Source organism: Luteimonas sp. WGS1318 (genome assembly GCF_043187535.1).
Taxonomy (GTDB): Bacteria; Pseudomonadota; Gammaproteobacteria; order Xanthomonadales; family Xanthomonadaceae; genus Luteimonas.
In genome coordinates, this window is the sequence record NZ_CP171131.1 from 1,571,792 (window position 1) to 1,594,512 (window position 22,721).

At 67.9% G+C, this 22,721-nt stretch carries 21 protein-coding genes; 12 read left to right on the forward strand and 9 right to left on the reverse strand.

Annotated elements, in window-relative coordinates; translation table 11 throughout:
- Window positions 1–21: 21 nt before the first annotated feature.
- Window positions 22–1,146, reverse strand: coding sequence for a ubiquinol oxidase subunit II (gene cyoA, locus ACF3M1_RS07265; protein ID WP_394004901.1), 1,125 nt, complete (start codon window positions 1,144–1,146; stop codon window positions 22–24).
- A gap of 257 nt (window positions 1,147–1,403) precedes the next feature.
- Here cyoA and ACF3M1_RS07270 point away from each other — a divergent pair, with 257 nt between their 5' ends.
- The 6 genes from ACF3M1_RS07270 to alr all read left to right on the forward strand — a co-directional run bounded on the left by ACF3M1_RS07270 (window position 1,404) and on the right by alr (window position 7,285).
- Window positions 1,404–2,726, forward strand: a complete 1,323-nt coding sequence (locus ACF3M1_RS07270; protein WP_394004902.1) for an MFS transporter — start codon at window positions 1,404–1,406, stop codon at window positions 2,724–2,726.
- A 399-nt stretch (window positions 2,727–3,125) separates the two neighbouring features.
- Entirely contained in the window at window positions 3,126–3,563 is a 438-nt protein-coding gene (gene rpsF / locus ACF3M1_RS07275) for a 30S ribosomal protein S6 (protein WP_394004903.1), read from the forward strand.
- Between the two features lie 11 nt (window positions 3,564–3,574).
- A complete protein-coding gene (rpsR, locus tag ACF3M1_RS07280) occupies window positions 3,575–3,805 on the forward strand; it encodes a 30S ribosomal protein S18 (protein ID WP_096208774.1) in 231 nt (76 codons plus the stop codon).
- A gap of 136 nt (window positions 3,806–3,941) precedes the next feature.
- Window positions 3,942–4,394, forward strand: coding sequence for a 50S ribosomal protein L9 (gene rplI, locus ACF3M1_RS07285; RefSeq protein WP_394004904.1), 453 nt, complete (start codon window positions 3,942–3,944; stop codon window positions 4,392–4,394).
- Window positions 4,395–4,697: 303 nt separating this feature from the next.
- Entirely contained in the window at window positions 4,698–6,098 is a 1,401-nt protein-coding gene (locus tag ACF3M1_RS07290) for a replicative DNA helicase (protein WP_394004905.1), read from the forward strand.
- Between the two features lie 98 nt (window positions 6,099–6,196).
- The gene (gene alr, locus ACF3M1_RS07295) at window positions 6,197–7,285 is read left to right on the forward strand and encodes an alanine racemase (protein ID WP_394004906.1); all 1,089 of its coding nucleotides are present in this window, start codon (window positions 6,197–6,199) and stop codon (window positions 7,283–7,285) included.
- A 9-nt stretch (window positions 7,286–7,294) separates the two neighbouring features.
- On the opposite strand, the gene ACF3M1_RS07300 is transcribed toward alr, so the two are convergent.
- Genes ACF3M1_RS07300 through ACF3M1_RS07310 form a run of 3 tightly spaced genes read right to left on the reverse strand, consistent with a single transcriptional unit; the run spans window position 7,295 to window position 10,442 of the window.
- Window positions 7,295–7,759: a YbaY family lipoprotein gene (locus tag ACF3M1_RS07300; protein WP_394004907.1), complete on the reverse strand. Its 465-nt coding sequence runs from the start codon at window positions 7,757–7,759 to the stop codon at window positions 7,295–7,297.
- Between the two features lie 59 nt (window positions 7,760–7,818).
- On the reverse strand, window positions 7,819–8,652 hold the full coding sequence (locus tag ACF3M1_RS07305) for an endonuclease/exonuclease/phosphatase family protein (protein WP_394004908.1): 834 nt from the start codon (window positions 8,650–8,652) through the stop codon (window positions 7,819–7,821).
- Complete coding sequence (locus ACF3M1_RS07310; RefSeq protein ID WP_394004909.1) at window positions 8,652–10,442, reverse strand: M14 family metallopeptidase; 1,791 nt, start codon at window positions 10,440–10,442, stop codon at window positions 8,652–8,654. The genes ACF3M1_RS07305 and ACF3M1_RS07310 overlap by 1 nt, the downstream gene beginning before the upstream one ends.
- 41 nt (window positions 10,443–10,483) lie before the next feature.
- Between ACF3M1_RS07310 and ACF3M1_RS07315 the strand changes: the two genes are divergently transcribed.
- The 5 genes from ACF3M1_RS07315 to ACF3M1_RS07335 all read left to right on the forward strand — a co-directional run bounded on the left by ACF3M1_RS07315 (window position 10,484) and on the right by ACF3M1_RS07335 (window position 15,824).
- Window positions 10,484–12,214, forward strand: a complete 1,731-nt coding sequence (locus tag ACF3M1_RS07315; protein WP_394004910.1) for an oligopeptide:H+ symporter — start codon at window positions 10,484–10,486, stop codon at window positions 12,212–12,214.
- A 19-nt stretch (window positions 12,215–12,233) separates the two neighbouring features.
- Complete coding sequence (locus tag ACF3M1_RS07320; RefSeq protein ID WP_394004911.1) at window positions 12,234–12,848, forward strand: rhomboid family intramembrane serine protease; 615 nt, start codon at window positions 12,234–12,236, stop codon at window positions 12,846–12,848.
- Between the two features lie 90 nt (window positions 12,849–12,938).
- A complete protein-coding gene (locus tag ACF3M1_RS07325; RefSeq protein ID WP_394004912.1) occupies window positions 12,939–13,988 on the forward strand; it encodes a hypothetical protein in 1,050 nt (349 codons plus the stop codon).
- 648 nt (window positions 13,989–14,636) lie between these two features.
- On the forward strand, window positions 14,637–14,846 hold the full coding sequence (locus ACF3M1_RS07330; protein ID WP_394004913.1) for a cold-shock protein: 210 nt from the start codon (window positions 14,637–14,639) through the stop codon (window positions 14,844–14,846).
- Window positions 14,847–15,011: 165 nt separating this feature from the next.
- A complete protein-coding gene (locus tag ACF3M1_RS07335) occupies window positions 15,012–15,824 on the forward strand; it encodes a DUF3298 domain-containing protein (RefSeq protein WP_394004914.1) in 813 nt (270 codons plus the stop codon).
- Window positions 15,825–15,827: 3 nt separating this feature from the next.
- Here ACF3M1_RS07335 and ACF3M1_RS07340 read toward each other — a convergent pair whose 3' ends face one another.
- Together ACF3M1_RS07340 and ACF3M1_RS07345 are read right to left on the reverse strand one after the other, a co-directional pair.
- On the reverse strand, window positions 15,828–16,667 hold the full coding sequence (locus ACF3M1_RS07340; protein WP_394004915.1) for an NAD-dependent protein deacetylase: 840 nt from the start codon (window positions 16,665–16,667) through the stop codon (window positions 15,828–15,830).
- A 129-nt stretch (window positions 16,668–16,796) separates the two neighbouring features.
- A complete protein-coding gene (locus tag ACF3M1_RS07345) occupies window positions 16,797–18,950 on the reverse strand; it encodes a M3 family metallopeptidase (protein WP_394004916.1) in 2,154 nt (717 codons plus the stop codon).
- 233 nt (window positions 18,951–19,183) lie between these two features.
- Between ACF3M1_RS07345 and ACF3M1_RS07350 the strand changes: the two genes are divergently transcribed.
- Window positions 19,184–19,675 (forward strand): glutathione peroxidase, encoded by a 492-nt coding sequence (locus ACF3M1_RS07350; RefSeq protein ID WP_394004917.1) that lies wholly within the window; start codon window positions 19,184–19,186, stop codon window positions 19,673–19,675.
- Window positions 19,676–19,687: 12 nt separating this feature from the next.
- Here ACF3M1_RS07350 and ACF3M1_RS07355 read toward each other — a convergent pair whose 3' ends face one another.
- The 3 genes from ACF3M1_RS07355 to ACF3M1_RS07365 all read right to left on the reverse strand — a co-directional run bounded on the left by ACF3M1_RS07355 (window position 19,688) and on the right by ACF3M1_RS07365 (window position 22,709).
- Window positions 19,688–20,110, reverse strand: coding sequence for a universal stress protein (locus ACF3M1_RS07355; RefSeq protein ID WP_394004918.1), 423 nt, complete (start codon window positions 20,108–20,110; stop codon window positions 19,688–19,690).
- Between the two features lie 42 nt (window positions 20,111–20,152).
- Entirely contained in the window at window positions 20,153–20,947 is a 795-nt protein-coding gene (locus tag ACF3M1_RS07360; protein WP_394004919.1) for a ferredoxin--NADP reductase, read from the reverse strand.
- Window positions 20,948–21,035: 88 nt separating this feature from the next.
- Entirely contained in the window at window positions 21,036–22,709 is a 1,674-nt protein-coding gene (locus ACF3M1_RS07365; protein ID WP_394004920.1) for an ABC1 kinase family protein, read from the reverse strand.
- Window positions 22,710–22,721: the final 12 nt, after the last annotated feature.

The window sequence follows — 22,721 nt, forward strand, 5'->3', positions numbered from 1 at the left end:
CGTGAAGGGCGAAGGGGCGCGTCAGCGCCGCTCCGCCTCGGCATCGGCGTCGGCCTTGCCCGGCGCGCCCTGGGACGTGGGCGTCTGGGACGGGCGCATCGGCTCGGTGCCTTCGTCGATGTCGCTCTCTTCGGTCGGCTGCGGCACGGTGTCTTCCGGCGAGACCGGGCGCGGCTGGAAGCCCTGCGGCTCGGTGTCGCGTGCGTCGCGGCCGGCTTCGGGGAACGTCGCACCGGGCGCCTCGGACGGCTGGTCCGCACGGCGGTTGTCGTAGCGCAGGCGCGCGTAGTTCTCCGTACTGTCGACACCGCCGCCGCCGAGGCTGTCGATGTGCGCCATCTCGTGCATGCACATCGTGCCCGGCGCCACGCACATGTTGAGGATCGCCTCGTACAGCGCCGGATCGACGTCGCTGAAGTAGCGAGCCGGCTCGCGCTCGGACGGCTTTTCGAGCTCGAGGTATTCGTCGCGTCCGAAGGCCACGCCTTCCGCGCGCACCTTCTCCACCCAGGCGTCGAAGCCGTCCTCGCTCATGCCGTGGAAGTCGAAGCGCATGTGCGAGAAGCCGTCGCCGCTGTAGTTGCCGGAGAAGCCCTTGTAGACGCCTTCCTGGTTGATGACCGCGTGCAGCTTGGTCTCCATGCCGGTCATCGCATAGATCTGGCCGGCGAGCGCTGGAATGAAGAACGAATTCATCATCGACGACGAGGTGATCTTGAACTGGATCGGCACGTTGACCGGCGCGGCGAGCTCGTTGACCGTCGCGATGCCCTGCTCGGGGTAGAGGAACAGCCACTTCCAGTCGAGTGCGACGACTTCGACCACCAGCGGCTCGACGCCCTCGGCGATCGGAGTGTTGGCATCAATACGGTCCAGCGGCCGGTATGGATCCAGCTTGTGGGTCGCGATCCATGTCACCGTGCCCAGCACCAGGATGATCGCCAGCGGCGCCGACCAGATGATGAGTTCGAGTCGCGTGGAGTGGTGCCAGTCGGGCGCGTACTCGGCCTCGGTGTTCGACGCGCGGTACTTCCACGCGAAGAAGAACGTCAGGAAGATCACCGGGACGATGATCAGCAGCATCAGGACCGTGGACAGCACGATCAGATCGCGCTGCTGGATCGCGATGTCGCCGGCAGGGCTCATGACGGTCCATTCGCATCCCGATAGCAGGAAGACGGCCGACAGCAGCGCGAGGGCTCGGAGTGTGGATTTCATTGGGTGATCGACGACGAGGGGGAAGGGCAGGCGAGTTGACGACGGCGCCACGGCGCCGGAGCTAGTGTGGAGGGAACCGGATCGACCGTGCGGCTGCGCATCTTGCTCGGCGGGGTCGTTTCGGGTTCACAATGCAACGCGGGGACTATTATCCCCCATAAACCGACCGGAGAGAGAGCGCGCGCATGAGCCAAGCCGAAGAGCAAGCCACCACAGGGCTGGATGACGCGCCCGAGACCCGCGACGAGATCGAGGTCTCCCCCGGCAAGATCGCGTTTCCTGTGGTCATGGGGCGGACGTCGGAGTTCTTCGACTTCTTCGTCTACGGCATCGCCTCGGTGCTGGTGTTCCCCTACCTGTTCTTCCCCGACAGCGACCCGGTCCAGGCGACGTTGAAGTCGTTCGCGATCTTCTCGCTCGCCTTCATCGCCCGGCCGATCGGCTCGCTGGTGTTCATGGCCGTCGACCGCAACTTCGGCCGCGCGATCAAGCTGACCGTCGCGCTGTTCCTGCTGTGCGGTTCGACGATGGCGATCGCCTTCCTGCCGAGCTACGCCCAGGCCGGCCTGCTGGCGCCGGTGCTGCTGGCGGTCTTCCGCTTCGGACAGGGCCTGGGCTGGGGCGGCGCCTGGGACGGCCTGCCGTCGCTGCTGTCGCTGAGCGCACCGAAGGAGCGCCGCGGCTGGTACGCGATGGTGCCGCAGCTCGGCGCCGCGATCGGCTTCGCGCTGGCCTGCGGTTTCTTCTTCGTGTTCGTGCGCGCGCTGAGCCCGGAGGACTTCATGGCCTGGGGCTGGCGCTTCCCGTTCTTCGTGGCGCTGGCGCTCAACGTCGTGGCGCTGTTCGCACGGCTGCGGCTGGTGATCACGCCCGAGTTCGTGCAGCTGTTCAAGGAGCGCGAGCTGCAGCCGCGCCGCGTGTTCGAGACGATCCGCACCCATCCCCGCCAGGTGTTCGTCGGCGCGCTGATCCCGCTGGCGACCTACGCGATGTTCCACCTGGTCACGATCTTCCCGCTGAGCTGGGCGACGCTGTTCACCGACCACGACGCCGCGGATTTCCTCGGCAGCCTGTTCCTGGGTTCGATCGTCGGCGGCCTGGGCATCATGGCCTCGGGCCTGCTGGCCGACCGGCTGGGGCGTCGCGGCCAGCTGGCCATCGCAGCGGTGCTGATCGCACTCTTCAGCTTCGCCGCCGCGCCGCTGCTGGGCTCCGATACCACGGCCGGTCGCACCACCTATGTCGTCATCGGCTTCGCGCTGCTGGGCCTGTCGCTGGGCCAGGCGAGCAATGCGATCGCGTCGCGCTTCGAGAGCATCTACCGCTACACCGGCGCGGCGGTGACGTCCGACATCGCCTGGCTGCTCGGCGCGGGCTTCGCGCCGCTGGTGGCGCTGTGGCTGTGCAGCGAGTTCGGTCTGGCCTACGTCGGCTACTACCTGCTGTCGGGCGCCGTGGTCACGCTCGCCGCGCTGGGCTTCAGCCGCACGCTGGAAACCGTCCGCTGAGCGGACGGCACGCCACGTCGCACCCGAACGGGGCGCGTGGCGTGGCGGGGCGGAAGCGAAGGTCGGCACGTCGGGTCTCGTGGCGCCGCCGGCAGGGGCGGCCTGTTTAAGGGCATCGGGCGCCGGATCGGCGCCTCTGAGCGGTCGGCACGGCCGACATCCCTGTCCAGGTGGATGGCCTTGGCTCGGCCGATATTTCACCATGCAGCGCTGCGGGCGAGGCTGTGACCGAATGTCGCACCCGGCCGCCGCACTTGCCGCGGCGGGGCGGTTCTGTGAGAATGCCCGGCTCCCTGCGCTCCGGCGCCGAGGGAGCCCCTTGCCCCACCACGCGATCGCGACGGGGGGCTATCCGGACCGCCGCCGACTGGCGCGGTCGATATCCGAAAGGAAACCACAATGCGTCACTATGAAGTTGTGTTCCTGGTCCACCCGGACCAGAGCGAGCAGGTCCCCGCGATGATCGAGCGTTACAAGTCGATGATCGAGGGCGCCGAAGGCACCATCCACCGTCTTGAAGACTGGGGTCGTCGCCAGCTGGCCTATCCGATCAACAATCTGGTCAAGGCCCACTACGTGCTGTTCAACATCGAAGTCGGCCAGACCGGTCTCGATGAGCTCGTCGAAGCGTTCCGCTTCAACGACGCCGTGCTGCGCCACCTCGTGGTCCGCCGCGACGAGGCCGACACCGAGCAGTCGCTGATCATGAAGAACAAGGACGACAAGGGCGACAAGCCCGAGCGTAGCGACCGTCGTCGCCGCGACGACGAAGGCGAGAGCACCGGCAGCGATGCCGAAGGCACCGCCGACAAGTCCGACTCCGCCGAAGCCGCCTGAGGATCACGCCCATGTCCAAGTTCTTCCGCCGCCGCAAGTTCTGCAAGTTCACCGCCGAGGGTGTCAAGGAGATCGATTACAAGGATCTCAACACCCTGCGCCAGAACCTCACCGAGAACGGCAAGATCGTGCCGAGCCGCATCACCGGCACCAAGTCGCGTTACCAGCGTCAGCTGGCCACGGCCGTCAAGCGCGCACGCTTCCTGGCGCTGATCCCGTACACCGACAACCACAACGTCTGATCCGTCGCGCCGGGGCCGCAGTTCCACCGCGTACACCCGTGCGATGCGCGACCACGTTGAACCATCCGTCCGATTCGGACAGCCAGCGTTGCGGCGCGTCGACCAGGCGCGCCGCTAACGAATACGGAGCAACACCATGCAACTGATTCTTCTGCAGAAGGTCACCAACCTCGGCAACCTGGGCGACAAGGTCAGCGTCAAGCCGGGTTACGGCCGTAATTTCCTCGTGCCGCAGGGCAAAGCCGTGCCGGCCACCGCGACCAACGTGGCCGAGTTCGAGGCGCGTCGCGCCGAGTACGAAGCCAAGGCGCAGTCGCAGCTCGACGAAGCCACGCAGCGTCTGGCCAAGCTCGAAGGCGCGAGCGTGACGATCTACGCCAACGCCTCGACCGAAGGCAAGCTCTACGGTTCGGTCGGCCCGCGTGAAATCGCCGATGCACTGACCAAGGCCGTGGCGCCGGTCGAGAAGTCGGAAGTCGTGCTGGGTGAAGGCGCGTTCCGCAACACCGGCGAGTACGACGTCGTCATCCATCTGCACGCCGACGCCGAGACCACGGTCAAGGTCGTGATCGAGGGTGAGGTCGCCTGATCCCCTGCGGACTCCAGGCTTCCAGAAACGGGCGCCCCAGGGCGCCCGTTTCCGTTTGCGGGCCGCGTGCGGCTTGCATGGTCGACGGGGCAGGGCCGTGCGGCGCCGCGTCGCCGCGGCGCGCGGGCAGGATGACCGCCTGGCCGATCCGTCGCGGCGGTTCATCCGCGAGTCGCAGCCGGCGCGACCCCATGCGGGCAGCATCCGGTGTTATCCACAGCTTGTGGGGTCGCGTATCCACAGGCCTCCGCACTAGCATCGACGGTCGCGCGACGTAGCGCGGCCGTCCCAGCGAATCCCGTCATGTCCGCACGTCCCGAGTACCGCAACGAACACCGCGCCGACGCGCGCGTCGAACAGCTGCGCATTCCGCCGCAGTCGGTCGAGGCCGAGCAGGCGGTGCTGGGCGGGCTGATGCTTGTACCCGATGCCTACGACCGCATCGCCGACCTGCTGGTGCCCGACGATTTCTACCGGCGCGACCACCAGAAGATCTACGCCGCGATCCAGGAACTGGCCGAGAAAAGCCGGCCCTTCGACGCGGTCACGCTGGGCGAGTGGTTCGAGTCCAACGGCCTGTCCGAGCTCGTCGCCGGCGGCGCCTACCTCGGCGAACTGGCCAGCACCACGCCGTCGGCCGCCAACATCCGCGCCTACGCCGAAATCGTCCGCGACAAGGCGATCCTGCGTCAGCTGATCGACGTCGGCACCGAGATCGTCAACGACGGCTTCCAGCCCGACGGCCGCGACAGCAGCGAGATCCTCGCCAAGGCCGAGCAGCAGGTGTTCAAGATCGCCGAGGCCGGTGCCCAGGGGCGCACCGACTTCGTCGCGATCAACAAGGCGATGGCCGATGCCTTCGACGTGCTGCAGACGCGCTACAACAACGGCGGCGGCGTCACCGGCCTGCCGACCGGCTACACCGAATTCGACGAGATGACGGCCGGCCTGCAGCCGACCGACCTGCTGATCCTCGCCGCGCGTCCGGCGATGGGCAAGACCACGTTCGCGCTGAACATCGCCGAGTACGCGGCGATCAAGACCAAGAAGGCGGTCGGCGTGTTCTCGATGGAAATGTCGGCCAGCCAGCTCGCGCTGCGTCTGATTTCCTCCAACGGCCGCATCAACGCCACGCGCCTGCGCACCGGCCAGCTCGAGGACGAGGACTGGAGCCGGGTGAGCAGCGCGATCCGGATGCTCAAGGAAACCAAGATCTTCATCGACGACACGCCGGGCCTGTCGCCCGATGTGCTGCGCGCGAAGTGCCGGCGCCTCAAGCGCGAGCACGATCTGGGCCTGATCGTCATCGACTACCTGCAGCTGATGTCGGTGCCGGGCAACAGCGAGAACCGCGCGACCGAGATCTCGGAGATCTCGCGCTCGCTCAAGGGGCTGGCCAAGGAACTCAACGTGCCGGTGATGGCGCTGTCGCAGCTCAACCGCTCGCTGGAAACGCGCGCCGACAAGCGCCCGGTGATGGCCGACCTGCGCGAATCCGGCGCGATCGAGCAGGACGCCGACGTGATCGTCTTCATCTACCGCGACGACTACTACAACAAGGAGACGTCGCCGGACAAAGGCCTGGCCGAAATCATCATCGGCAAGCAGCGTAGCGGCCCGACGGGCTCGGTGAAGCTGAAGTTCTTCGGCGAATACACCCGCTTCGACAACCTGTCGCACGATTCGATCGGCAGCTTCGAATAGCACCTGCCGCCTGCGCCGTCGCGGCGGCGGACGTTCCGGCGCGGTCGCGGTGCAGGCAGAATAGACGGCGACTCCCATCGTCTTCGCCTGTTGCCCGCATGGCCCGTCCGATCACCGCCACCATCCACACCGACGCGTTGCGCCACAACCTCGGCGCGATGCGCGCGCGTGCGCCCGGACGTCAGCTGATGGCGATGGTCAAGGCCGACGGCTACGGGCACGGGCTCGAGACCGCGGCGCAGGCGCTGCGCGACGCGGATGCGTTCGGCGTGGCCGCGATCGAGGATGCGGCGCGGATCCGCGCGGTCGGGCTCGACCAGCCGATCCTGGTGCTGTCGGGCTTCGACAGCGCGGCCGATCTCAACCTGCTGCGCAGCCTGCGCGCCGACGCGATCGTGCACCACGATGCGCAGCTCGATCTGCTGGAACAGGCCGACGGTGCGCCGATCCGCGTCTGGCTGAAGATCGACACCGGCATGCATCGCCTGGGTTTCGCGCCCGAGCGCGTGCGCGAGGTGCACGCGCGATTGCAGGCGGCGCGCGGCGTGCACGGCGACATCGTGCTGATGACCCATTTCGCCAGTTCCGACGAGTTCGACCCGCATGCGCGCAGCGGTGCGCAGACGCCGGCGCAGCTGCGCGCCTTCGCCGCCGCCACCGAGGGGCTGTCGGGGCCGCGCTCGTTGGCCAATTCCGCGGCGGTCCTGGGCTGGGCCGATGCCCATGGCGACTGGATCCGGCCCGGTGGCGCGCTGTACGGCATGTCCGTCGTGGCCGGCCGGCCGGGCGCGGAGTTCGGCCTGCGCCCGGCGATGACCTTCGAAACCCGCCTGCTCGCGGTGAACCGCCTGCGCAAGGGCGATCGCGTGGGCTACTCCGCCACCTGGGAGGCGCCCGAAGATCTGTTGCTGGGCGTGGCCGCGGTCGGTTACGGCGACGGCTATCCGCGCCTCGCGCCGGCGGGAACGCCGGTGCTGGTCAACGGACGCGCCGCGTCCGTCGTCGGCCGGGTGTCGATGGACCTGATGACAATCGACCTGCGCGGCATCGACGACGCCCGGGCCGGTGATCCGGTCACCTTGTGGGGGCCGGCGCTGCCGGTGGAGACCGTCGCCGAGGCGGCGGGCACGATCTCCTATGCGCTGACCTGCGGCATCACGCGCCGGGTGCGCTTCGTCAACGCCTGAGCGGCGTACTCAGTCCGGCTGGACGTGGCGCAGACGGACGCGTCCGACGTGCACGTCGACGCTGTCGGCCGCGATCGTCACCGGCACGCGGGTGTCGGTGACGAAGCGCAGCGCGCCGTCCGGCATCGACACCGATGCATGCAGGCCGTACATGCCGCCGTCGCGCAGTCGCGCGCGCGGGACGTCGATCTGGAACTCGTAGGGGCCGCTGCCCACGCTCGTCACCTGCTCGGCGAGCACCGCCCGCGGCGTATCAGCGAGCTGGTTGTCGATCAGCTGCACGCGCAGTTGCGAGCCCTCGGGCATCAGGATCTTCTCGAAGTACACGGCTTCGCCCTGGATCCGGACGCGGGCTTCGGTGTGGGGCATCGCGGTAGGCTCCGTGGCCACGGGTGCGGACGTCTGGCAGGCGGCCAGCGCGAGCGCCGTCAGCAGGGGGGCGGCGATGCCGCGGAGCAGGGCGGAGGGTGACATCGTGCGGTCTCCGGTAACGGACGTGGGGCGAGCATGCGCCCGTCGCCGGGCGCCGAGCGTCAAGGTGCGCGGGGGGCCGGGCGCGGCCGCAGTTCGACGTAGACGCCGAAGTGGTCCGACGGCCAGGTGCCGGCGGCATCAGGCGTGTCGAGCACGATCCGGGCGTCGCGCACCTCGAAGCGGTCGCGCTCCGCGAACACCAGATCGATGCGTCCGCGCAGGTCCGGGAAGAAGTGCGGGTTCAACGTGGTCGTCTCCGTGGCACCGGGATGACGCGCGCCGTAGGTGTCGACGAAGCCGTCGAGCACGGCGAGCTCGGCGGCGCCGGCCGGCGCGTTGAAATCGCCGAGCACCAGCGACGGGGCATCGCCGGAGATACGCGCCATCCACGCCACCGCATCCTCGAGTTGCTGCCGGCGGATCGCCGCGCCGTCCTGGCCGGCATGCAGGTGGGTGAAATACACGTTGATCGGCTGCCCGTCGAACCTGATCTGCGCCCATCCCATGCTGCGCGAGTCCGCGCGCGGCGCGAGTGCGGTGCTGACGTGCGCCTCGACCGGCCACCGGGTCAGCAGCGCATTGCCGTAGCGACGTGCGCGGTCCTGTGCGTCCAGTGAGACGAACTGCGAGTGGTAGCCGAGGGCGGCGGCGAGCGTCTCGGCCTGGTTGGGCAGGGTTTCGGTCTGCAGCACTTCCTGCAGCGCGATCACGTCCGCATCGAGTGCACGCAGTTGCTCGACGATCAACGGCAGACGCGCCGGCCAGTCGGCGCGGTCGTGATAGATGTTCAGCGTGACCACGCGCAGATCCCGCGGCGGCGCAGCTTCCGCTGCCGACGTCGAGGCGCAGGCCGACAGCCACAACGCGGCGAGCACCACGACCAGGGCACGCATCATCGACGGACCTCGGTGGAACCCGGCGCGCGTTCGGTGCGGAACACGGGATACAGATTCAGGCGCGTGTCCCAGGCGCTGTGGCGACGGTAGAAGAATTCCAGCCGCGCGCGCGGATCGGCGGCGAACGCAGCGTCGTCGCGCAGGCGCGCATCGAACTCGGCCTGCAGCGCCGGATCGGCCGTCAGCATCTCGCGCGCGACCTGTTCGGCCACATAGTCCTCCATGTATTCCTTGCGTTCGAAGTGAGTGTTGAACCGGCCCCAGGCCGCGAGCGAGTCCGGCGCCTGCGGCTCGAGCAGCGCGGCCACCAGCCGGGCGCGCGGCTGCGCGATCGGCACGTACAGCGCGCCGGCGGCGAGGTTCTGGGTTTCCGGTGTCCAGTCGCCCTCAAGCGTGAGCCGCTGGTGGCCTTCGACCGACGTCGTCGCCGGCGTGGCGGTAGTGGCCCGGAACACCTCCACCGCAAGTTCCGGTTGCGCCCGGTCGATGCGCGCGAATGCGATGCCGTGCCGGCGCAGCGCCTCGCCCACGCGATCGGCGAGCGCAGCCGGCACCAGGTAACCGCCTCGGGGCAGGGTGGCGCTGCGCGCGGGCACGATCTCGTCGCGCAAGGGCACGCGCCAGAGTTGCGGCGTGGTCTCGTCGTAGCGGGTCATCAGCGCGCCCGACACCTCGGACGGCGTGCGGGTATACGCATAGCCGCGGAAGTCCACGATGCGCGCGGCGTCGGTGGTCGTGTAGTCGAGCGGCACCGACTGTCCGCCGAGTGCCGCCGCACGCCGGTCGGCCTCGCGGGCCACGCCGACCCACTCGCGCCCCTGCCGCGCGATGTGCTCGAGCACCGAGACGATGGTGTTGCGGGTGATCTGCACGCGCACCGGATATTCCTTCCACGAGTGCGTCTCGACCAGCATCGCCAGGCGGTTGCGCAGCAGGAAGTAGCCGGTGGAGAACCGCGGCGGGGAGACGCCGTCCTCGAAGCCGGAGTCGGGTTCGTCGTGGCGCACGAACGACGGGTAGAACGGCAGCGGCAGCGAGCCCTGCGCGGCGAGATCGGCCATCACGCCGTCGCGCCAGGCCGTGCCGACCGCGCGCAAGTCCGGGTCGCCGGCATGCACCGGCTCGACCTGGATCGAGATGTCGTGTTCGAACTGCGCGCCGTTGGTCGCATGCAGGTCCACGTAGGCGATCGGATCCCAGGCGTCGACCAGGGCGAGCATCGCCTGCATCTCCGGGCTGTCGGCCTTGGCGTAGTCGCGGTTGAGGTTGTAGTTCTGCGCCGTGGTGCGCCAGCCCATCTCGCGCGGGCCGCGCTGGTTGGGTCGGTTCCAGGCGCCGAAGCGCTCGTGGCCGTCGACGCTGAACACCGGCACGAACACCCAGACCAGCTGCTCCAGCGCGCCTACCGCGGCCTCGCCGTCGAGCACCTGGCGCAGGGCGAGGAAGCCGGCATCCTTGCCGTCGATCTCGCCGGCGTGGATGCCGCCCTGGATCAGCACCACCGGAAGGTCGGCCGCGTGCGCGGCGTCCGGGGTCAACGCGCCCGTGCGCGAGACGGCCAGCGCCTTCATCGTCCGGCCTTCGGGTGACATGCCGAAATCGAAACAGCGCACGGCGTCCGGATAGGCGCTCTGGAACGCGTCGCAGAGCGCGATGGTCTCGTCATAGCGACCGGTCTCGACGAAGCCGCTGCGTTCGGCGTGCGTGGTCAGGGCCGCGGGCGGCGCGGCGGACAGGGGCCCGCCCGCGAGCAGCAGCAAGGCGGGCAGGGCGCGGCGCAAGGACATCGACATCGGCATGGCAGGCACGGGCGGCGGGACGGCCGTCGATGGTAACGCGGCCCTCCGCGACCGGCGGCGCGCGGACCCGCCGCGCCGGCCCGACATTCGACTACGCTTGCCGCCTTTCCACCCGCGCGAACGCCCGCATGTCGACCCCTGCACCTGCCGTCCCGGCCGCCCCCGGCCGCATGCCCCGCCAGATCGGCTACATCATCGGCAACGAGGCCTGCGAGCGTTTCAGCTTCTACGGCATGCGCAACATCCTGGTGCCGTTCCTGATCGGATCGGTCCTGCTCGGTTACCTGCCGCAGGGCAGCGAGCGCGACGCGGCGGCGAAGGACATCTTCCACATGTTCGTCATCGGCGTGTACTTTTTCCCGCTGCTGGGGGGATGGCTCGCCGACCGGTTCTTCGGCAAGTACCACACGATCCTGTGGTTCTCGCTGATCTACTGCGCCGGCCACGCCTGCCTGGCGTTGTTCGAGAACAATGCCAACGGGTTCTACACGGGCCTGTTCCTGATCGCGCTCGGTTCGGGTGGCATCAAGCCACTGGTGGTGTCGTTCTGCGGCGACCAGTTCGACCAGACCAACAAGAGCAAGGCCAAGCTGGTCTTCGACGCGTTCTACTGGATCATCAACTTCGGCTCGTTCTTCGCGTCCTTGCTGGCGCCGCGCCTGCTCGACACTTACGGACCGGCCGTCGCCTTCGGTGTGCCGGGCGTGCTGATGTTCATCGCCACCGTCGTGTTCTGGCTGGGGCGCAGGCATTACGTCAACGTGCCGCCGTCCCGTCAGGATCCGGATGCGTTCTCGGTGGTGATCCGCACGGCGCTGCGCGCGCAGGCGCAGGGGCAGGGCCGTCCGGGCCTGCTGGTCGCGATGGTCGGCGTGGTGTCGGCGGTGTCGATGCTGTTGCTGTGGGCGCTGTCGGCGACGGTCGCGCTGCCGTGGTGGCCCACCAGTTTCGGCTTCGTGATCACGGCCTGCCTGTCGTTGGGCGTGATCATCGCGCTCGGCGGCTGGGGCGCGTCGATGCAGCTCGAACGCGCGCGCGGCGCGCATCCCGATGCCGCGGTGGACGGCGTGCGCGCCGTGCTGCGGATCCTGATCGTGTTCGCACTGGTCACGCCGTTCTGGTCGCTGTTCGACCAGAAGGCCTCGACCTGGATCATCCAGGGCCGGGAGATGATCGTCCCGCATGCGGCGTGGTGGTGGCCCAGCTGGCTGATCGACAACCCGGCGCAGATGCAGGCGCTCAATCCGCTGCTGGTGATGCTGCTGATCCCGTTCAACAACCTGGTGCTGTATCCGCTGCTGCGCGGCTGGGGTGTCGACGTGACCCCGCTCAAGCGCATGGGCTGGGGCATCGCGATTTCCGGCACGTCTTGGATCGTCGCAGGCGTGCTGCAGCTGTGGATCGACGACGGCCAGCAGGTCTCGCTCGCCTGGCAGTCGCTGCCGTATCTGCTGCTGACCTTCGGTGAGGTGCTGGTGTCGGCGACCGCGCTCGAGTTCGCCTACAGCCAGGCGCCGCAGGCGATGAAGGGCGTGATCATGGCGTTCTGGTACCTCACCAGCACCTTCGGCAGCCTGTGGGTGCTGCTGACCAACGCCGGCGTGCGCAACGAGGCGGTGACGGCGTACATCGCGTCGACCGGCCTGAGCGAGAACGCGTTCCTGATGTTCTTCTTCGCGGCGTTCGCGTTCGTGGCGGCATTGGCCTTCGGCCTGTACGCACGTCGCTACCCGATGCAGGACAATTACCGCACCGCCTGATCCTGGAAGCACCGCGCGCATGAATGCCGGACCCGTGACCCTCGTCCTGATCGCGATCACCGTGCTGGTGTCGTGGCAGGCGTTCGAGAAGCCCCAGCTGCTGGGCCGCCTGATCCTGTGGCCGCCCGCGGTCGACCGGCATAGGCAGTACGACCGCCTGCTGACCCACGGCTTCATCCATGCCGACTGGCAGCACCTGCTGTTCAACATGATCACGCTGTTCTTCTTCGGCGGCACGATCGAACGCGCATTCGCGCCCTACATCGGGCCGGTGGGCTTCCTGCTGTTCTATCTGTCGGCGATCCTGGTCGCGATCCTGCCGACGTATCTGCGTCATCGCCACGATCCGAATTACCGCAGCTTGGGCGCGTCGGGCGCGGTCTCGGCCGTGCTGTTCGCCTCGATCCTGATCAACCCCTGGTCGTTGCTGCTGGTGTTCTTCATTCCGATGCCGGCGATCGTGTTCGGCGTCTGCTACATCGGCTACAGCATCTGGATGGACAAGCGCGGCGGCGACAACATCAACCACAGCGCGCATCTGTGGGGTGCGGGCTACGGCGTGCTGTTCACCGCGATGATGGAGCCGAGGATCATCGGCGTGTTTCTCGAGCGCCTCGGTTCTCCCTCGTTCTGACGCGTCGCGCAGTGCGTCGCCGTCACCTGTGGGACCAGCGTGTGCGCTGATGAAACCGGGCGCATCCGCCTGCGCGCTCACCGCGCTTGCATGGAACGCGTGATATTCCTTCCACTTCGATCACGAAGGGAGTGCATATCCATGGCAGTCACGCGCGCCAAAGCCACCAGCCTGCTCAACGCCGCCGAAATGGGGCTCTACGACGCCAGCCGCGCCAATGCGCTGCGTGGTCACAGCGAGGCGCAGCTCGCGCGTCTGGTCACCCGCGCCCGCACCGCACGTGACCGTGCCCGCGATCTCGAGAAGCGCCAGCGCCTCGCATCGCGCGCGTCGTCCGGCAGCAAGTCGGGCCGCAGTGGTCAGGCCAATGCGCGCACCGGTGAGAAGGTCGAACTGCTGGCCGACATCCTGAAGCGACTGGACGCGCAGCATCGCGACACGGCCAAGGCCGCGAAGGCCGCCGCTCGCAAGACGCCCGCCAAGGCCGCCAAGAAGACCGCCGCCGCACGGACGACGACGGGCAAGGCGAAGGCGTCGAGTGCGAGCACGTCGTCGACCGCCAGCAAGAAGACGGTCGCCAAGAAGGCAACCGCCAAAAAGACCGCTGCCAAGAAGACGGCTGCCAAAAAGACAGCTACGACGAAGACGGCTGCAAAGACCTCGGGAGCGAGCGCTCCCGCCAAGGCCGCGCGTACGTCGAAGAAGGCACCGGCAGCGGCCGCCCGGTCCACGGCGGTCGAGCGCACCTCGACAACGAGCGCCAAGAAAACGCGCACGGCAGGCAAGACGACCACGCAGGCGAAGACCGCATCGCCGAAAACGCGCGCGGCAAGCACGGGCACGGCGAAGAAGGGCGCGGCCAGCAAGGCATCGGCTGGCATCTCGCCGCGTCGCGCGCTCGCCAATACCCGCAAACTGCTCGAGCAGCAGGAGGCGAGTGCCAGCCAGCCCAAGCCGTGGGAAGGACTCGGCAACGAGGGAACCGCCCAGGCCACGCCGGGCTTCCAGTCGCCGAAAGCGCGCTCGCGTGTGCTCGAACTGCATGCGGGCGAGACGCGGCAGGCGCCGATCCACGGCAGCATCAGTACGCGCGACCGCAAGAACCAGGGCAAGCGCGACCACCGCAACAAGCCCGGCTGATCCGGGCGCCGCCCTCATCCGCGGGTCCATGGGTGAGGGCGCGTCAGTAGACCCTGCCTATCGGGTCAGACAGACAGGCCGCGTCCGCTGCATGGGGCGCGGCCTGTCGTCATCCGGGCGAGCCGTGGCGGTTCCCCGGGTCGGGTATTTCCGGACCTCGCTGTCAGTGGTTTCTGACGCCGAGTGCGGCAGCGCGCCTCGGCCGAATACGGCCAACGCGCCTGCGCGATATCCCGGCGTCGATGGCCTTGCGGAATCGCGGTTATGCGGGCCGATGTTTCGCCGGGTTGACGCTGGACGTCACCTCCCACGTGGCCCGCGTGGGTCTCGGAAACAGCGCCGCATGGCCGTACTCGACCGGTCCGGCTTGCCCCAGGTGACCGCCCGCGGCAGTCGTCGACACCGGGGTTTGCCTATTCACATTTCCGGCGAAAGATGCGGTATCGTTCGCGAACTGTTCAAGGCCGGGATCACGGTACATCGTGGCTCCGATGCGGTAGATCCAAGTTGAACGGCCGGTCTCCGGTCGGGACGATCCGCTCCATCGCTTTCGCGTTACCCCTTGCTCGACAGTCGCGGTACCCGGCGTCCAATCAACCCGCCGGTGCACCGTGTTCCAATGACCAAACTGCTTCAAGGAGTAACACCATGAGTGAGCGTCAGAGCGGCACCGTCAAGTGGTTCAACGATGCCAAGGGCTTCGGCTTCATCACCCCGGAAAGCGGCCAGGACCTGTTCGTCCACTTCCGTTCGATCCAGGGCACCGGCTTCAAGTCGCTGCAGGAAGGCCAGAAGGTGACCTTCAAGGTCGTCCAGGGCCAGAAGGGCCTGCAGGCTGACGAAGTGCAGGCCGTCTAAGACGCCCTGCCCGCTGCAAGACCGAGCCCCGGGCGGAAACGCCCGGGGCTTTTTCTATGTCGCGCGCTCCGGAAGCCGCGTGTCGCCATCACGGCGAAGCCACGGCGACAGCGTTAGCGTTTCGTGAGTTTTTTAAGCCGCAGGCGCGGCACGGGGATCGATACGATGAGACGGATGGTGATGTGCGGCCTGTTGTCGGTGATGCTGCTTGCCTGTCAGCGTGAGGCGCCGCCCGCCGTACCGTCCGCCGATCCCGCACCCGCGGTCGACGTCGCCCCTGTGCCGGAAGGGCCGGGCCATCTCGAAGATGTCGTGGAGATGGATGCCAGGTTCATCGTCGGCATCAGCTACCCGCCCGAGGCGAACAAGTATCCCGGTCTCGCCGCCGAGCTGCATCGCTACGCACAGGGCGCGCGCGACGAGCTGATGGACGCGGTGCGCGGCGCCGAGCTGCCGGCGGGCACGATGTACGACCTGTCGTTGAGCTTCACCACCATCGCCGACACGCCGGATCTGCTGGCGATCGCCGCCGATGGCAGCAGCTATACCGGCGGTGCCCATGACGCACCGCTGATCGAACGCTTCGTCTGGCTGGTCGCGGAAGACCGCCTGCTGACTGCGGATACCTTGCTGGCGCAGCCCGACAGTTGGCAGGCGATCGCCGCCTATGTGCGCGAGCAGTTGCACGCCGCGTTGTCGCAGCGTGTCGACGCCGACGAACTCGAGCCCGACGAACGCAGCCGCCTGATGCGCTCGGCCGGCAAGATGATCGACGAAGGGTCCGGTCCCGAGGTGAGCAACTACCAGCAGTTCGAGCCGGTCGTCGGCGCGGGCGGCAAGCTCGTGGCGTTGCGCTTCGTGTTTCCGCCCTATCAGGTCGGTCCATATTCGGACGGCGTGCAGACAGTCGAGGTGCCGGCATCGGTGCTGTTGCCGCATGTCGCCGAGCGCTATCGCGCGCTGTTCGTCCAGGGCTGAGCGTCAGCCGCCGGCTTCGAGCCCTGCCAGCGTGTCGGCGATGTCGGCATCGAGTTTCAGGGTCGCCAGGGCGTCGGCGCGCGTGGTGCCGCGATTGAGGATGGCCAGCGGCCGTCCGGCGTCGGCGGCCATGCGCGCGAAGCGGAATCCGGAATACACCATCAGCGATGAGCCGATGACCAGCATCGCATCGCTGGCCTGCAGCGCCGCCTGGGCCGACGCGACCCGCGCGCGCGGCACGTTCTCGCCGAAGAACACCACGTCCGGCTTGAGCAGTCCGCCGCAGAGCAGACAGTGCGGCGGGACGAACGCGGCGACCACGTCGGCCGCGATGTCGGCGTCGCCGTCGGGTGCCATGCCGGCGTCACCGGGGCACCAGTGCGGATTGTCGGCCGCCAGGCGCGGCTGCAGGTCCTTGCGCGGCTGACGATCGCCGCAGCCCAGGCAGATCACGGTGTCGAGGCGTCCGTGCAGGTCGACGACGTGCCGGCTTCCGGCCGCCTGATGCAGGCCGTCGACGTTCTGGGTCAGCAGCATCGACAGGCGGCCGCGCGCCTCGAGCCCGGCCAGCGCGTCGTGGGCGACGTTCGGGCGTGCGGCCGAGAACGCGGGCCAGCCGACGTGGCTGCGTGCCCAGTAGCGGCGGTAGACAGCCGGGTCGGCCGTGAACGCCTGCCAGGTGACGGGGGCCGCGCGCTTCCACGCGCCACTCGCGTCGCGATAGTCGGGAATGCCGGAACCCGTGCTGATGCCCGCGCCAGTCAATACGAAGATCCGCGCGTGCGCATCGAGCCAGTCGTGCAGGCGTTCGGAGGTGGACGCGGCGAGGGCGGGTGAGGACATGCCGCCATGCTACCCCGCGTCCATGGAGTCGGCGCAGCCGCTGCGACGCACAACGCGTGCGAGCAGCAGGCCTTCAACGAAAACGCCCGGCACGAGGCCGGGCGTTCTGAAGCGAGATCGGGAAACGCGTTAGTTCGACGCGTCGGTCGGATCCGGGGCCAGGCCGCGCTTGATCAGCAGGGGCTCGATCTGCGGCTCGGCGCCGGTGAAGTCGACGAACAACTGCTTCGCATCCTTGCTGCCGCCCTGCGAGAGCAGCGTGCTGCGCAGGCGATCGCCGTTGGCGCGGGTCAGGCCGCCGTTCTGCTCGATCCACTGCACGGTGTTCGCGTCCAGCACTTCCGACCAGATGTAGGCGTAGTAGCCGGCCGCATAGCCGCCGTTGATGTGGCTGAAGTACGGCGTGCGGTAGCGCGGCGGCACCGGCGCGTAGTCGAGACCGGCCGCCTGCAGCGCGGCGGCTTCGGTGGCCATGACCTCGGCACCGCTCGGCAGCTGGTCGGCCGGCAGCTGGTGCAGGTACTGGTCGAGCATCGCCGCACCGAGGTATTCGGTCGTCGCGAAGCCCTGATTGAACTTCGCCGCCGCCTGCACGCGTTCGATCAGCTCGGACGGCATCGCCGCGCCGGTCTGGTAGTGCTTGGCGTAGTTGGCGAGGATCGTCGGCCAGTCGGCCCACATCTCGTTGACCTGCGACGGGAACTCGACGAAGTCGCGCGGCACGCTGGTACCGCTGAAGAACGGGTACTTCACGTCCGAGAACATGCCGTGCAGCGAGTGGCCGAACTCGTGAAACATCGTGGTCACTTCATCCCAGGTCAGCAGCGTCGGCTGGCCGGCCTGAGGCTTGGGAATGTTCTGGTGGTTGGCGGTGACGGTCAGCGTGCCGTCGAGCTCGGACTGCGAAACGTACGAGTTCATCCACGCACCGCCGCGCTTCGACGCGCGCGCGTAGGGATCGAAGATGAAGATCGCGAGCTGGCTGCCGTCCTCGTTGAAGACGTCGTAGGTCCAGGTGTCGGGGTGGTACTTCGGCAGGTCGGTCCGCTCCTTGAACGTGATGCCGTAGAACTGGGTCGCGGCGAAGAACACGCCGTTCTCCAACACGTTCTTCATCTCGAAGTACGGCTTGATCTGCGCGTCGTCGAAGCTGTACTTGTCCTGGCGGACCTTCTCCGAGTAGTAGGCCCAGTCCCACGGCTCGAGCTGGAACGTCGGCTCGCCCTTGGCGGCCTGCTCGCGGTCGATCATCGCCTGCAGTTCGGCGGCTTCGAGCTTGGCATTGGCGACCGCAGCCGGGGCCAGCTGGCCGAGCATGCCGTTGACGGCCTCGACGGTGCCGGCGGTCGAGTCCTCGAGGATGAAGGTCGCCTGGTTCGGATACCCCATCAGGTTGGCGCGCTCGGCGCGCAGCTTGAGGATGTCGGCGATGACCTGGGTGTTGTCGTACTGGTTGCCGCGGCTACCGCGGTTGACCGACGCGGTGTGGATGCGCTCGCGCAGTGCGCGGTTGTTGACCTGCGGCAGCACCGGCTGGCCGGTCGTGTTGAGCAGGGTGATGACGTACTTGCCCTCCACGCCGCGCGTCTTGGCTTCGGCGGCCGCGGCGGCGATCTGTGCATCGGTCAGGCCGTCGAGTTCTTCGAGCGTATCGACCACGACGGCCGAATCGTTGACCTCGTTGAGCACGTTCTGGCTGAAGGTGGTGCCGAGCTTCGCCGATTCGGCGTTGATGCGGCGCATCTCCTGCTTCTGCGCCTCGGTGAGGTTGGCGCCGGCGCGGACGAACATCGTGTGGTAGCGCTCGACCAGGCGCTGCCCTTCGGCGTCGAGGCCGAGATCGCCGACGTTCTTGTACAGCGTGTCGATACGCGCGAACAGCTGCGGGTTGAGCATGATCGCGTCACGGTGGGCGGCGAACTTCGGCGCGTATTCGGCGTCGATCTTGCGGCGCGTGTCGTTGGTGTCGGTGCCGTTGAGGCTGCCGAAGATCACCCGTGCGCGCGACAGCAGTTCACCCGAGCGCTCGAGCGCGATGATGGTGTTGTCGAACGTCGGGGCTTCGGAATTGCTGGCGATCGCCTCGATCTCACGCAGGTTTTCGGCCATGCCGGCATCGAACGCCGGGGCGAAGTGCGCATCCTGGATGCGGTCGAAGTGCGGGTACTGGAGATCGAGCGTGCTTTCGACGAACAGCGGATTGTCGGCGGGACGCTGGGCGCTCGTGGCCGGCGCGGCATTGGCGGGGGCGCCGGTCTGGGCGAAGACGGGCAGTGCGGACACGGCGAGAGCCGCGCACAGGGCAACGGCGAGCGGGTGCTTCAGCAAGGTGACTCTCCAGGTGACATGACCCCCTAGGCTAGCCCATCGGGGTGCATGCGGCCCGTGCCGGAAGTCGCGCGACGCTGTTTGCTTCGATATCAATCGATTGCAAAAACAATTTCATGCGATTGCTCAGCTGTATGGCATCGCGTAGCCGTCTGCCGCAGACTCGTGGCTCCGTCTGGAGCCTCCCCATGACCTGCGCATTCGATTTCGAGGCCACCACGCTCGAGGGACAGCATCAGCCCCTGTCCGATTACGCAGACCGGGTGTTACTGATCGTCAACGTGGCCTCGCGCTGCGGATTCACGCCCCAGTACGCCGGGCTGCAGCAGCTGTGGACGGACTTCAGTGGCCGTGGGCTCGTCGTGCTGGGGTTTCCGTGCGACCAGTTCCGCCAGCAGGAGCCGGGCGATGCAGCCGACATCCGCCGGTTCTGTGCGCTGAACTATGCAGTGGACTTCCCGATGTTCGCCAAGGTCGAGGTCAACGGCCCCGGCGCGCATCCGCTGTGGGCCTGGCTGGGCCAGCAGAAGCGTGGCGTGCTGGGCACGCGCGCGATCAAATGGAACTTCACCAAGTTTCTCGTCGGCCGGGACGGCCAGGTGCTGCGGCGATTCGCGCCGTCGACACCGCCGTCCGCGCTCCGGTCACCAATCGAGAAGGCGCTGGGCGAGCGGGCCTGAGGGTGTCGGCGCTCAGCGGATGATCGTGACCGGAATGTCCGTCTGCGCGATCACCTTGGTCGACACCGAACCGAGCAGCACGCCCTTGACCGCCGAGCGCCCGTGCGAGCCCATGACGATCAGGTCGATGCGGCGTTTGCGGGCGACGTCGAGGATCGTCCCGGCGATCTCGCCGACCGCGTGCACTTCGTCCACGGCGAGCTTGCTGCGCTTGAGCATCGCGCGGGCCGGGGCCAGCGCGTGCTCGTGGTTCGCAGCGTGGTAGTCGGCGATGGCCTGGTGCCCAAGCCGCCGCTCGACCCCCGGAAACGCCGGCGGGTCGACATGCAGCACGGTCACCACGCCGGGCTTGGCGAACTGCTTGGCGAGGCCCAGCGCGTACTTCAACGCGCGCAGGCTGATGTCGCTGCCATCGACGGTCACGAGAATCTTCATGGGCGCTCCGGAAGTCTGCGCCGAGTGTAGACCCGGACGCGGCTACTTTTCGACGAAGGCCCGTTCGAACACGTACTGCCCCGGCGTGCCGATGCGCGGGGCGGCTTCGAAGCCGCGGGCGTCGAGCAGATTGCGGAAGTCGGCCAGCATCTGCGGGCTGCCACAGATCATCGCGCGGTCATGTGCCGGATCGAGCGGCGGCAGACCCAGATCGGACGCCATGCGACCGCTGTCGAGCAGCTCGGTCAACCGGCCGCGGTGGCTGCGACCATCGACATCGAAGTCCTCGCGGGTCACGGCCGGGTAGTAGCGCAACTGCTTCGCCATCTGCTCGCCGAGGAACTCGTGATGAGGCAGCTCGTTGACGATGTAGTCGCGGTAGGCCAGATCCTGCGGCGTGCGCACGCCGTGGGTGACGATCACGGTGTCGAACCGCTCGTAGGTCTCCGGGTCCTTGATCACCGACAGCCACGGTGCGAAGCCGGTGCCGGTGCCCAGCAGGTAGAGATTGCGCCCCGGATGCAGATCGTGGATCAACAGGGTGCCGGTCGGCTTGCGTCCGACTAGGATGCGATCGCCCGGTTTGATGTGTTGCAGGCGCGAGGTCAGCGGGCCGTTGTCGACCTTGATGCTGAAGAACTCGAGTTGCTCTTCCCAGTTCGCGCTGGCGATCGAATACGCGCGCAGCAGCGGTTTGCCCTCGACCTCCAGGCCGATCATCACGAACTGCCCGTTCTCGAACCGGAAGCCGTCGTCGCGGGTGGTGGTGAAGCTGAAGTAGGCGTCCGTCCAGTGACGGACATCCAGCACCGTCTCGGTGCCAAAAGCGGCTGACATGGCAGGCAGGCATCGCGCGGGGAGCCGCCCATCATAACAGAGCGATGAGACCGGTTCTCATCTGATGGGCGGTACACCGGTGCCTGCGTCAGCGCGGCCCGCGTTCCTCGTTGGGCTTGGCACGCCGGTCGCCGAGCAGCGCGCTGAGCACGATCGCGATGCCGAGCGAGGCGCCTGTGAGGAACAGCAGCATCGCGATCGCCGGATAGCCGAACAGGCGCGGGCCGTCCGGGTTGTCCATCATCATCGCCGAGGCGAGGATCAGGGCGGCGGTCACGATGCCGGCCGCGATGCGGTTGGCGATCTTGTGCAGACTCTCGAGCAGATGCGATTCCTCGAGGCCGGTCACGCGCACCCGCAGGCGGTTCTCCGACAGCAGCGACAGCACGTTCGAGACCTTGCGCGGCGCGTCGCGCACCAGTTCCTGCAGGTCCATCATTTCGCTGGCCAGGCTCGCCGGCGACAGCGATTTGCGCAGGCGCTGGCGCATCATGTCGTTGAGGTGGTCCTCGACGACGCGCTTCATGTCGAGCTCCGGATCCAGCGCGTGCACCACCGATTCGAGGTGCAGCAGGGTCTTGCCGAGCAGGCTCATCTCCGGCGCGGTGCGCAGCCCGCAGGCGGTCGCCAGCCGTACCAGGTCGAGCATCAGCCGGCCTTCGGTCTGTCCGGTCGCTCCCGACTGTGCGGCATAGCGCGCCACCAGCTGGCCGACATCGCGGTAGTAACGTTCCTCGTCGAAATCCTCGAGCCGCGTGCCCATCGCGATGCCTTCGGCGGCGACCTGTTCGCCGCGGCCGTCGACCGCCGCGAACAACAGCTTGAGCAGGCGCTCGCGGGTGCGCGGCGGCACATGCGCCACCATGCCGAGGTCGAGCAGGCCGAGCCGCCCGTCGCGGGTGTAGAGCAGGTTGCCGGGGTGCGGATCGGCGTGGATATCGCCGTGCACGAACACCTGGTCGAGGTAACCGTGCAGCAGCGACGTCGCCAACGGGCCCATGTCGTGCTCGGTGCGCTGGAGGCCGCTGATGTCGGTGACCTTGGTGCCCTCGACCAGCTCCATCGTCAGCACCCGGGCACGGGTGAGGTCCCAGATGGGCTTGGGCACGAACAAGGTGGGATAGGCGGTGAAGTGGGCATCGAAGCGGTCGAGGTTCTCGGCCTCGACGCGGTAATCGAGTTCGGCCAGCAACGTGCGGCGGAACTCGTGCACCCAGTCGGCGAAGCGGATGCGACGGCCCACGTCGGTCACCCGGTCGACGCCGCCGGCGAGGCGGGCGAGGGTGTCGAGATCATCACGAATCTGCTCCACGATGCCGGGACGCTGCACCTTCACCGCGACGCGCCGGCCGTCACGCAGCGTCGCGCGGTGCACCTGGGCCAGCGACGCGCTGCCGAGCGGAGTTTCCTCGAATGTCTCGAAGATCTTGCTCGTGCGCACGCCGAGCGCCTCCTCGACCGCTTCGTGGATCACCTCGAAGGGCAGCGGCGCGACGTCGTCCTGCATACGCTCGAGCGCGGCGATGTAGGCCGGCGGTACCATGTCCGGGCGCGTGGAGAGTGCCTGGCCGATCTTGATGAAGGTCGGGCCGAGGGCTTCGAGGTCGTCGACGAAGGCCTCGGGCTTGCCGTCGTCGCCGGTGTCGATGTCCGAGGTGGCGGGGTCGATGTCGACGCCGGAGAGCACGCCCGCGCGGCGGTACTTGATCAAGAAGCGCAGGATCTGCGCATTGCGCGCGAGCACGCGGCTGGTATCGGTCATCGTAGGGCTCCC